The organism is Enterococcus sp. BWR-S5 (assembly GCF_016745255.1).
Lineage (GTDB): Bacteria > Bacillota > Bacilli > Lactobacillales > Enterococcaceae > Enterococcus_L.
In genome coordinates, this window is sequence record NZ_JADOEQ010000005.1 from 88,556 (window position 1) to 100,370 (window position 11,815).

Genomic DNA, 11,815 nt, shown 5'->3' on the forward strand with positions numbered 1-11,815 from the left:
CTATTATCTGGAAACAGAATGAACCGCCCACTACGAAAGAGCAGCTTTTGTAGTGGGCGGTATTTTTTACGTTGTTTAAGGCTGAATTTTATTGCGCTTGGCGAAGCTGTTCAATAACGCTGGTGCGTTGAACATACTTCAAGGCAAGCAAAGGGGTGCTAACACAAATAAGAATCGCAGCGGTATAAATCACAATAATTAGAAGCCAAGGAAATGAAAAAGGGACTTGATATTCATTCAAAGTAGTAAAAATCAAATAGGAAATAGCCGTACCAACCGTAGAGGTGAGGAAAAGTGAAAATCCACTGTACATCAATCCTTCAAGCAACAGCATTTTTTGCAGTTGCCTTTTTGTCATACCAACACTTTGCAGGATTGCAATTTCTTTAAGACGGCTGTTGATGCTGGTAACCATTAAGTTGACATAGTTCATCAAGCCTAGTAATGCAAGAATCACTGCAATGCTTCCTCCAACGATAGTCAATTGTATTTCTGATTGTTTCATGTTATCGTAGCGGTTGATTTTTGATTCATAATCGATAAAGTTGTTGTTGCGAATCAAATGAAGAATTGCTTGGTCTGCTTTTCGATCGTAAGTTTCTTTGTAAGTTATTTCTAAATGATCGACAAAAGGAACTGCGCCGTCCACTTTTTCTTGTTCAGCAAAAGCATTACTACTCATCAGCTTTTTTAAAAAAACATTAGATACGACCATATCTGGATAAAACTCACTATACTGAGCGCGAGGAAGAAACTCAATAACAGCACTGTTGGTAATTTGTTTTGTAGAACCAAAAGCGGGATAGCTGATTTTTTGGGAAATCGTGTCCTTTAGAGAATCAGTCATCAGACCAATGCTTGTCAGGATACCAATTTCACCGGCAAGAAAAGCTTCTCGATCGATTGTGAATTGCTGTTCTGAGGCCAGTTTATCCAAATGCTCTATATCTAATCCGATAAAGGTCATGTTGAAATTTGCAGGTTGCTTTTCCATTTCTTCCATACCGGTTTCTAAGTCATAATGATAAAATACATCAAAGGCCTGCTTATAATAGTCAGTAAATATCTGCTGTTTTGTCATTGGCAGAGTAACAGCAGTTATCGGATAAACCGACGCAACCCCGTCAATTCTTTCAATTTCTGCTATAGTTTTTTGCGAGAATTGTTGAACCTGTTCGTCGCTGCCGGAGGTTTTATTGGTCAGCACCATATCAGTAATATTTAAGGCGGTTAGAATTTTATCTGCTTCATTAGCTGATGTAAGTGTTGCTACAGTGGTAAATGATGTGATACCTAAAAAGAGTGAAAGAAAAACTAGCAATGTCTGTTTCTTGTATCGAAAAATATTGGTCCAGGCCATGAAATAAATCTTACTGCCATTTTTTCTGATTTTCATTTTTCCTGAGGACAGGCTGCCTTCATGATTAAGTGCTTCAATAGGCGAAATGAGGCTGGCAATCTTGGCCGGCTTAAGACTGCTGGAAAAAATTGTCAGTAGGACGAAAATAGCCGCTACTAGATATATGGAAAAATGAAAGTTCATCGCAATGGGTATATTGTATATTGAGACAGCAGTTAAGATATGAGGAACAATTTTCTGAGAACTGACACCGCTTAGGAATAAGCCTAAGGTAATTCCTATGGCAGTTACAATCAATACTTGCCGATAGACAATCTGTCTAATTTGCTTTTTTGTTGTACCTACAGTTTTAAGCAGTCCATAAAAACGAATTTCTTTATTAATAGAAATCAAAAGAATGTTGTGAATAAGCAAATAGGCAGTGAGGGTAATCAGAAAAACTAGAAAGAGGACTGCTGCTCCCATTCTCAACAGAAGTGCACCACGTTCGGTGTCAATATGAAGCCGTTGATTCTTTTTAAGCTGCAGCTGATCCTCCATTTTTTTGGCTTTCTTTTCATTAATAAATGGTGTGTTGAAATTCAGGTAAAGACGTCCACGTTCCAAATCATCCGAAGCTGTTCCATAGATTTCTTGAAAATCTCTTGAGATAAACCCCCGATTTTTATTTGAATAATCATTGAAGTAGCCGCTAAGTATAAATTGTTCATTTTTTATCCCGTCATAAGCAGCAAATTCCAAGTCCAATACCATGCCTACCTGTGGCTTGGTAATGCCCATTTTTTTTAGTGCAGTCTTGGAAAGCAGGAGCTCATTTTTTGCTTCCGGGTAGGCTCCTACCAAGGATTCAAAAGCAGGCTTGAGCTGTATTTCCCAGTTTGTTTCATCCGACCAGGCAAGTGAAGTTGTTAAAGGTATTTCTCCAAACTGTGTAAGTGTTACACAGCCAACTATGATGCCGGCCGCTGAGACCTCCGGCATTTTTTTTGCAGCTGCAACCTGAGCCTCTGAGGGACCTGTAAGCATCGCATCATAGTCACTGCCATTTATTGAAATGTTTTGGTCTGTTAGGGAGGAGTAGTAAGTAATTCCAAGATTACAGACAGTTGTCAGCATAAAGGTTGAGAGAAGCACAGCAATCATCAGTAGAAAATTACGAGTCTTTTGACTTCTAAATTGAACGCCTGCTAATTTACGAATAATTGGTCGATTGTTTACACGTATCACGCTACTCACCAACCTTTACTTTTCCATCCTCTATGCGGATGATGCGATGGGCAAGCTGGGCAATCTCTTCATCATGAGTAATCATAACAATGGTTTGGCAGAAGAGCTCACTGGTAGTTTTCATTAGTCCAAGAACGTCCATAGATGTCTTGCTGTCCAGATTGCCCGTAGGCTCATCAGCAAGAACGATTGAGGGCTTTGCAGCGAGTGCTCTGGCGATAGCAACACGCTGCTGCTGACCACCGGATAAATTATTTGGCATCTCGAATTTTTTTTCACTCAGATTCAATGTGTCCAATACAGCATCGATATAGGACTCATCTATTTTCCCACCATCTAATTGAATAGGTAAAACAGTGTTTTCATAGACATTCATCAATGGAAGTAAATTAAAATTCTGGAAGATGAAGCCGATTCTTCTGCGTCGAAAAATAGTCAGCTCATCATCGGATAATTGTGAGATATTCTGTTGATCAATCCATACTTCTCCGTCTGTTAACTTATCTAACCCGCCAAGCATGTGTAACAAAGTTGATTTTCCGCTGCCTGATGTACCAACGATTGCGACAAATTCACCTTGTTGAACGCGTATCGATACATCATCTAATGCTTTGACTTGATTTTCTTTTGATCCATAATATTTTTTCAGGTGTTCTGCTCTTAAACTATCCATTTTCAACTCTCCTTAATTTTGATAATTTTAGAATACAGAAACATCCTTTCAAACTTCTTTCTCAAATCTTACATCCTTGCAAGAATTCTTATTTTGGAAGAAAGAGACTGAAACACGCTCCTTGTTTTTTATTATTGGCAACTTTAATGAATCCACCTTGACCGGAAAGAATTTCTCTCGCTAAGTAAAGACCAATTCCCAATCCATCTGATTCCCGGACAGCTGTTCCACGATAAAAGCGTTCGAAAATCTGAGCGTGTTCTTCTTCCGGGATGCCAATCCCTTGATCCGAAATAGTTATTTTTACAAAAAATTCGTAGGCTTCACAAGAGATGAAGATTTCTGTGTAGGAAGGGGAATATTTAACCGCATTTTCCAATACATTCACAATTGCCTCGAGCGTCCAGCGAAAATCATAAGAAACCGCTAAAGATGTGTCTTGAAGTCTAAGCTCAATTTGCTTTTTCTCTGCTGCGGGAGTAACCGAATCGACGGCTTGTACCAGCAATGGCTGGATAGCTTTTTCTGTTTTAGAAAGCTGAATTAAATCATCTTCCAGATAAGCCGTTTTAATTAGCCTTTCAATAAAAAACTGCATTTTATCAGATTGCTGCTCAATTTCATTTGCATAATTTTGTATGGTTGGTTCCTTGTTCTTTTCCTGAATCAATTGATTGTATAAAATAATATTTGTTAAAGGGGTCTTTGTTTGGTGACTGATGGTTGCAATCAGCTCTTTAATTTGCTTTTTTTCCAATTGACTTTTTTGTGTTTGCAATTGTTGAATGGATAAGAAACGATGTAATTTTTCTTCTATCTGGGAAGCATACGCCTCATCAAATTTGGCTGTAACAGGACTTTGGGAGATAGCTTTTTCTAGAGAATCATCTAGCCGTTCCATTATCCTGCGTGTCGCATAAAGTTTATGTAGACCAAAAATGGCCAGCATTCCTCCGCAAACCAAAGGAGCTGTAAATAAAAAGAACAGAGAAGTGGTCATGGCTTCACTTCCCATCGATAGCCTAGTCCGTAAACAGTTTTGATTAGGTCGATTTTTTTTGAATCCTGCACCAATTTGTTACGTAGTCGGTTCACTGATACAGAAAGAGCATTTTCATCGACAAAGCTGGAATCTATGGACCAAATCGCATCTATTAATTGCTCCCTTGTTAGTACACGATTCGGATTGGAAACAAATAGCTTTAATAATCGGAACTCTGTGTTGCTTAATGGAATCAGCTGATTTCCCTGTTTTACTTCCATTTTTTCAAAATCAAAGGAAAAGCCATTTTGCTCATAATAAACTGGTGTCTGACTTGTTCGACGTAGGACAGCTGTTACACGTGCACGTAAAATTGAAAGATTAAATGGTTTTGTGATGTAATCATCGGCTCCATAGCCAAATCCGGTAACAATGTCATATTCAGAATCATTTGCCGTTAACATAATGATTGGTGTTTGAGAGATTGTTCTCAGTTCTTGACAAAAATCCAGTCCACTTCCATCAGGTAATTGAATATCTAATAGGAATAAATCAAACATCACTGCTGTTTGCAATGCTTCTCTGGCTTGTTGGATTGTACTGCACTCAGTAAAAAGATAATCATCTCCTAATGACAAAATGATTCCCTTTCGCAAAACCTGATCGTCTTCTAACAATAAAATTTGCTTCATTGATTACTCCTCCAATTTTTCTTACTTTATATCATACAATATTTTGGACGAATGAACAGTGAATTTAGTGAAATCTTTCGGCAGCTGGTTTTATGATGGAGCAAGATGGAGATGGGGAGAAAATGATACAAAAAATCCTCCTAGCATTTCACGGCAGAGAATGTGTGATGCCCATTTCCTCATTTTGATACAATAAATGAAAATAGCAAATAGGGAGCGAGACGATGAAATTTAGAGGACCGATGCTGGTTGTAAAGGATATTGAAAAATCAAAGAACTTCTATACACAGATTATAGGAATAAGGGTCATTTCTGATTTAGGTGAAAATGCAACACTGACTGGAGGTCTTGCACTTCAAACAGAAAATTCGTGGATAGCATTTACAAACTGTAAAGAGGAGTTTTTCACTTATCGTGGGAATGTGACGGAAATGTATTTTGAAGAAGAAAACTTTGATGCATTTTTGGAAAAGCTTGAAGGCTTTGAGGTTGAAAGGCTTGGCTCAGAGCTGATTATGCCGTGGGGGCAGAGAGTTGTTCGATTGTATGATCCCGATGGACATATCGTAGAGGTTGGGGAAGAGCTGAAGGTAATGGTTAAACGTCTCTATAATGAAGGATTGACGATTGATGAGCTGGCGGAAAAGACATTTATGAAAAATAAAATGATTGAAAAGATCATCAACAGCTGATTGAAAAAACATTTATAAGCTGTAAGAATGAAAAGCTAAATCAGTGGAGGAACTCATATGACAACAGTCAATAGTAAAGCAATGTTTGATTGTGACTGCCAAACCATATGGCAAATAGTAACATCATTAACCGATTATTCTTGGCGAAGTGATATAAGCAGGATTGATATTGTTAGCGAAACGGAATTTATTGAGCATACGCCAGACGGGTACGCAACAACCTTTCGAGTTACTGCTTCTGAAGAGCCAAAGTATTGGGCGTTTGATTTGGAAAATGATACCATCAAAGGTCATTGGACAGGCAGTTTTACAGCTAAAAATGGACGGACAGAAATTGATTTTACAGAGATAATTACAGCGAAAAAGCTAGTGATGAAGCCCTTTGTTAAGGGATATTTAAAAAAACAGCAAGCACAGTATATCGCTGATTTACAGCAAGCTATCGCAAAAAAATGAATAGATTAAAGGCGTATGCCGGGAAAAATTACTTCCTATGAACCTGATAGTGGAAAAGGTTCGTAGGAAGTTTTTTATTCTCTCTTTAAAAAGAGAAGGATACGAATTCTTTTGACAACAATTGTTTTTTCTGGTAATATTACTGTAATATTTAAGTGATATCAAAATGATATCACTTGGAGAGGATGAAAAAAATGGAAAATAAAAAAATGGGTGTAAGTAACGTACCTTCACAGGAGGTTCAATTAAAAGCAACAAGCGGGATGCCTATTCTGCTGTTGAATATTTTGGGAATCGTTTTATCGATTATCGCTTTTATCTTTGGCGTTGTTTATCTGGAGAAGGAAGCGTTTGTGTTAGGCGGTATTCTTCTGACGATAAGTGTATTTTACTGGTGTGTGCCGATGCCTTTGTTATTTGCAGGTCTGAAAATAATTAGACCAAATGAAGCGATGGTTATGACCTTGTTTGGACGTTATATTGGGACACTCAAAGGAGAAGGCTTTTACTTTGTAAACCCGTTTACAACAGCAGTACCTATGCCCACCGGCTTGACTTCTTCTGAAAAGGCTCCGGCTTTAGAAGCGGAAACAATTTCTTCTGCAAAAGGAACTGGCAATGCACAGCAACGTGTGTCACGTAAGCTTTCCTTGAAGACAATGGCATTGAGTAACAATAAACAGAAGGTTAATGACCGATTGGGAAATCCAATCATCATCAGTATCGTTGTTATTTGGCGAGTGGCAGATACAGCGAAAGCGATGTTTGACGTTGATAATTTTACTGAATATTTATCTATTCAATGTGATTCTGCATTGAGAAATATTGTTCGTCTGTATTCTTACGATGCTGCTGATAATGAAGATGCCAATGAGAAGAGCTTACGTGGATCAAGTCAGGAAATCAGTAATCGCTTGAGTGAAGAAATTCAGTCAAAGGTTACCGTAGCCGGGCTGGAAATCATCGAAGCACGAATTACTCATTTGGCTTACGCTCCTGAAATTGCTGCAGCTATGCTTCAGCGCCAACAGGCTTCGGCAGTAGTTGATGCACGACAATTAATCGTTGAAGGTGCTGTTGGAATGGTTGAGATGGCGTTGGAAAAACTAAGCGAACAGGAAATTGTCGAATTGGATGACGAGCGCAAAGCTGCGATGGTTAGTAATTTGATGGTTGTTCTATGTGGAAATCGAGATGCTCAGCCTATTGTAAATAGCGGATCATTGTACTAAGATACGTATAGTATTTGCGGAGAGGATTGTTATCATGGAAGGAAAAGAGCAGAAAACAAAAAAGCAAGTGCCGCTGCGCCTTTCCACCGCACTGTATAATGAACTGGCAGCTTGGGCGGAGGATGAATTCCGCAGTGTGAATGGGCAAATTGAATACTTGTTGACAGAGGCTGTGAAAAGAAGAAAGGGCTCTGGAAAACAAATGAATAGTGAAGAGTGAAAAAGAGTCAGCAATGGGGAGACCTGTTGCTGACTCTTTTTATATGAAATATACATGAGAATGATTATCATTATCGTTTTCTTGTGTTATACTTAACAAATGAGAAGAGCGGTTTTTAGAGCCGATTCGATAGCAGTGCAAAATGAATCTATAATGAAATAAGGAGTGACGTGTCCTATGAAGAAGGGACTATTTATTTTGTCGGGAACCATTACATTTATTTTAGGAACAATCGGCATTTTTTTACCATTCTTACCGACAACTGTTTTTTATTTATTAACCGGCTTCTTCTGGTTGAGAAGTTCGGAAAAGCTATACCATCGCTTTATTCAGTCAAAACGCTATCAAAAATATGTAGAGGAGCCGATTATTAAGAAAAATATTTCTACCGGAAATATGATTAAAATGTTTTTAGCTATTTTTGTTGTGTTCCTGATTCCTTGTATTTTTGTAGATAATTTGATGATGAGAGTGACGATGGCGATTGTTTATATTGCCCACGTTGTTTTGTTGACTTGGTACTTAAAAGGAAAGAATCGAAACACAGTATCTGTGAAAGCAGGTAGCGGTAATGATTGATAAACGACTTTTTCAATTGGTTGAAAAGAAACAATTAATTTGGCTCGTGCTTGTCCGCTTGTTGAATCTGGGGCTTTCAATCAGCATGTGGCTTGTTTTTGCCCAAGCGTTAGCGGAGTATATTGAATACGGGCTTATAGATAGTACAAAGCTGCTTGTTTCAGCAGCAGGAGTATTGATTGGTAAGAGTATCTTAACGAAGATCGTTGAAAAGCTGACGTATGATTCTTCTGCAGCTTTACGTCTGGCAATTAGAAAATCAGTCATGCAAAAAGCTTTTCGAATGGGTAATAATGAAGGACAGCTTCCCTCTGCGACATTAGCACAATTATCCGTTGAGGGGATTGAACAGCTGGAAATTTACTACGCCCGATTTTTACCGCAATTTTTCTATTGTATGTTGGCATCATTAATGATTTTCTTCACATTAGGTATTTTCGCATGGCAGCCTGCCGTAATTTTACTCATTTGTATGCCGCTTATTCCGATTGTGATTATGGCTGTCATGAAAATTGCTAAACGAATCTTAAGTAACTATTGGGGCAAGTATACGGATTTAGGTAAGAAGTTTCATGAAAATTTGAACGGACTAAGTGTCTTAAAAGCCTATAATCAAGATGAATTCAAACAAAAAGAGGTTGCTGATGACGCAGAACGTTTTCGTAAGGTAACGATGAGCCTGCTTTCTATGCAATTGAATTCAATTACAATCATGGATATTATCTCGTATAGCGGCGCGGCTTTAGGTATTGGTTTCGCCCTACTTGCTTATCAAGACGGAACAATCAGCACGGTTGGACTTTTGCTGTTCATTCTTTTAAGCGCAGAGTTTTTCATTCCAATGCGTCAATTAGGTTCACTCTTTCATGTTGCAATGAATGGTATTAGTGCTTGTGGTAAGCTGTTTGCTTATTTAGAGCTTCCTGAACAGAAGTACGGAAATCGAGAATTACCGTCGATTCTGCAAACCATTACTGTAGAAGAAGTGAATTTTCAGTACAATAAATCTGATTGTCCGGCGTTACAACAAATATCAGCTACATTTAAACAAGGAAGTTTTTCAGCTCTAGTTGGGAAATCCGGCTCGGGAAAGAGCACCTTCGTCCGTTTACTTCTTCATCAGCTTTCCGAGTACAACGGAAAGATTTTATGGAATGATTTAGAGTTAAGTGAGTTGACTGCTGAAACGATTCATAAACAAGCCTTATTGGTTGATAATCATGGTTATCTTTATCCTGAATCAATTAAGAAAAACTTGCTGCTTGCAGGAGCAAGCATTTCAGAAAAGGAACTGTGGGCTGTCTTGGACAAGGTTCGCCTGAAAGAATTTGTAGAGCAGCTGCCCATGCAGCTGGAGGAGCCGCTGACTGAAAATGGCGGTAATTTATCCGGTGGGCAACGACAACGACTGCTTTTAGCACGCGCATTATTACGACAGGCACACGTTTATATTTTCGATGAAATTACCTCAGGGATTGATTTGGAAAGTGAAGAAATCATTTTAGAGGTGCTGAGAAACCTTTCTCAGCAGGCTATCGTTTTATTCATTTCTCATCGCTTATATAATGTGTTACAAGCAGACCAAGTATTGGTTTTTGAGGATGGTAAAATTGTTGAAAGCGGAGCGCCGGATCAGCTGCAAAAGCAAAACGGTTATTTCAAAGATTACTTCCAAGAAGAAAATGTACGATTAAAGGGGGCGAGCAAATGAAGCAATCATCGATTATTATCTGGCTGCTTTCTTTCGTGAAGCCTCTAAGAGGAAAAATGGCACTTGCAATAACATTGGGAATTATCAGCAATTTAGCTGTTGTTGCGATTCCAGTCATCGGTGCGAAAGAGCTTTGGCTGCTTTTTTCAGGAGCAGAGGGAAATCCGTTAACTGCTTTGTTTGTTATGGTAGGCTGTGGCATTTTGCGAGGAATTGCTCGGTATTCTGAACAATACTTAAACCATGATATTGCCTTTCGTCTATTGGCTCATATTCGGGAAGAAATTTTTTCTGTGTTGAGAAAGCTAGGCCCCGCAAAGCTAACAGGAAAACAGAGTGGTGAGCTGATTACAGCGATTACCTCTGATGTAGAGGCGTTAGAAGTCTTTTTTGCCCATACGATTTCACCGACTTTTATTGCAATTGGAACAACTCTGTTTACCGTTGGCTTTCTATGGTACTACGATGTAGGGATGGCTCTGATTCTTTTGGCTGGCCAGCTGTTGGTTGGTGGCGTGATTCCTATTGTTGGATATCAAAGGAATAAAGCTATTGGTGACGACTATCAATCCGCTTTGTCAGCACTAAATCAGCAAGTAATGGAAAACGTGGAAAGTCTGCAGGATATCACTCAATATGACCTTTCAGAGCAACGTTTGGAGCAGTTGGAGAAAACAGGGAAAGCTTTGAATAGTCAATATCAGGGACGTCTAAAGCAGTCAAGTATTTTACAGATTTTGAGCGAAATTGTCTTGCTTGGTACGGCCGTTTGCCTCTTAATATATGGAGGTGCTATGGAATTTTCCGGCGAACTTGTGATGCTTGGAACTATTTTAAGCTTAAGCTCTTTTGGGTCTGTTTTAGCACTTAGCGGTTTGGGAAATGCGCTTCTTACAACCTTAGCAAGCGGTAGGAGACTACGCGCGCTTGTTCAGGAGGAGCCGACGACTTCCTTCCGGCAAAGTAATCAAGAGATAACAGATTTTTCAGGAATTTCATTGGATAAGGTATCCTTTGCTTACGATCATGAGCAGCAGTTGCTAGATAACCTTTCTTTGGAAATACCACAAGGTAGTATCGTAGGTATTGGTGGAGAAAGCGGAAGTGGGAAAAGTACATTGCTTAAGCTGCTCATGCGTTATTGGGACCCGCAGTCTGGAACCATTCAGCTTAATGATGTGAACCTGAAAACAATTACGGAGTACTCGATTCATCAATTAGAAGGGGTCATGGAGCAGGCAACCTTCATTTTTGAAGACACGATTGCCAGTAATATCAGTTTAAGAAAATCTGGTGTTTCAATAGAGGAGATAGAAGAAGCTGCCAAGCAGGCAGCGCTTCACGAGTGGGTATGCTCGTTACCGGAAGGCTACGACACGATAATTGGCGGACAGGCTCGTGCTGTTTCTGATGGAGAACGCCAACGGTTTGGATTGGCACGTCTCTTTCTACATGACGCACCGCTTTTATTGTTGGATGAACCAACCAGTAATTTAGATTACCTCAACGAGCAGGAAATTCTGAATGCCTTGTCTGAAGCATCAGCAAATAAGACAATATTCTTAATTTCTCATCGAGCAACAACCCTAGCGTTTGCCGATCAACAGCTGTTTTTAGCGCAAGGAAAGTTACATTTAAACTAAAAGAGGCAGGGCCTGATATAGCGCCCTGCTTTTTTTAGTTTGGATTGATTTCGCTGATAAGCAGTGTTTACTCTAACAAGACAAATATTCTTTATTTGTTTCTTGTTTGGATATTCCGTAGGTACGTATTCTGCAAGAGGACAGCTGTGACTAAGGTGCTGAGGATAACTGGCTGCAGTGTTCCAATAAAGGTACTAATGACAGCAGATAAAAGCAGCAATATTACTGTTAGTCCTAACAGCTTACCAAAAGACAGACTGATTTTCCTCTGGTAACGATTAAAAAGAACATGCGTCAGAAAAATAATGCCGGCATATAACAAGTAGTTCATAGAAATCTCCTCCTGTG

Annotated in this window: 12 protein-coding genes; 7 read left to right on the plus strand and 5 right to left on the minus strand. The window is 39.1% G+C overall.

The features are described from left to right. Positions 1-88 precede the first annotated feature (88 nt). From IW510_RS08080 to IW510_RS08095, 4 genes are all read right to left on the minus strand, one after another. Positions 89-2,587 (minus strand): ABC transporter permease, encoded by a 2,499-nt coding sequence (locus tag IW510_RS08080; RefSeq protein WP_202058428.1) that lies wholly within the window; start codon positions 2,585-2,587, stop codon positions 89-91. A 1-nt stretch (position 2,588) separates the two neighbouring features. Continuing rightward, entirely contained in the window at positions 2,589-3,260 is a 672-nt protein-coding gene (locus IW510_RS08085; RefSeq protein WP_202058429.1) for an ABC transporter ATP-binding protein, read from the minus strand. Between the two features lie 88 nt (positions 3,261-3,348). Beyond that, positions 3,349-4,275 carry a sensor histidine kinase gene (locus IW510_RS08090; protein ID WP_202058430.1) on the minus strand — a complete coding sequence of 309 codons (927 nt, stop codon included), beginning with the start codon at positions 4,273-4,275 and terminating at the stop codon, positions 3,349-3,351. Beyond that, positions 4,257-4,934: a response regulator transcription factor gene (locus IW510_RS08095; RefSeq protein ID WP_202058432.1), complete on the minus strand. Its 678-nt coding sequence runs from the start codon at positions 4,932-4,934 to the stop codon at positions 4,257-4,259. The genes IW510_RS08090 and IW510_RS08095 overlap by 19 nt, the downstream gene beginning before the upstream one ends. A gap of 224 nt (positions 4,935-5,158) precedes the next feature. Between IW510_RS08095 and IW510_RS08100 the strand changes: the two genes are divergently transcribed. From IW510_RS08100 to IW510_RS08130, 7 genes are all read left to right on the plus strand, one after another. Beyond that, positions 5,159-5,626, plus strand: a complete 468-nt coding sequence (locus IW510_RS08100) for a VOC family protein (protein WP_202058433.1) — start codon at positions 5,159-5,161, stop codon at positions 5,624-5,626. Positions 5,627-5,683: 57 nt separating this feature from the next. Then, a complete protein-coding gene (locus IW510_RS08105) occupies positions 5,684-6,082 on the plus strand; it encodes an SRPBCC family protein (protein ID WP_202058434.1) in 399 nt (132 codons plus the stop codon). Positions 6,083-6,291: 209 nt separating this feature from the next. Further along, on the plus strand, positions 6,292-7,314 hold the full coding sequence (locus IW510_RS08110; RefSeq protein ID WP_330932641.1) for an SPFH domain-containing protein: 1,023 nt from the start codon (positions 6,292-6,294) through the stop codon (positions 7,312-7,314). 34 nt (positions 7,315-7,348) lie between these two features. Continuing rightward, the gene (locus tag IW510_RS08115) at positions 7,349-7,534 is read left to right on the plus strand and encodes a ribbon-helix-helix domain-containing protein (RefSeq protein WP_202058436.1); all 186 of its coding nucleotides are present in this window, start codon (positions 7,349-7,351) and stop codon (positions 7,532-7,534) included. Between the two features lie 177 nt (positions 7,535-7,711). After that, on the plus strand, positions 7,712-8,113 hold the full coding sequence (locus IW510_RS08120; RefSeq protein ID WP_202058437.1) for a YbaN family protein: 402 nt from the start codon (positions 7,712-7,714) through the stop codon (positions 8,111-8,113). Beyond that, positions 8,106-9,824 (plus strand): ABC transporter ATP-binding protein/permease, encoded by a 1,719-nt coding sequence (locus IW510_RS08125; RefSeq protein WP_202058439.1) that lies wholly within the window; start codon positions 8,106-8,108, stop codon positions 9,822-9,824. The genes IW510_RS08120 and IW510_RS08125 overlap by 8 nt, the downstream gene beginning before the upstream one ends. Beyond that, the gene (locus IW510_RS08130; protein WP_202058441.1) at positions 9,821-11,467 is read left to right on the plus strand and encodes an amino acid ABC transporter ATP-binding/permease protein; all 1,647 of its coding nucleotides are present in this window, start codon (positions 9,821-9,823) and stop codon (positions 11,465-11,467) included. Before IW510_RS08125 ends, IW510_RS08130 begins: the two co-directional genes overlap by 4 nt. Positions 11,468-11,558: 91 nt before the next feature. On the opposite strand, the gene IW510_RS08135 is transcribed toward IW510_RS08130, so the two are convergent. Continuing rightward, positions 11,559-11,798, minus strand: coding sequence for a hypothetical protein (locus IW510_RS08135; protein ID WP_202058442.1), 240 nt, complete (start codon positions 11,796-11,798; stop codon positions 11,559-11,561). Positions 11,799-11,815: the final 17 nt, after the last annotated feature.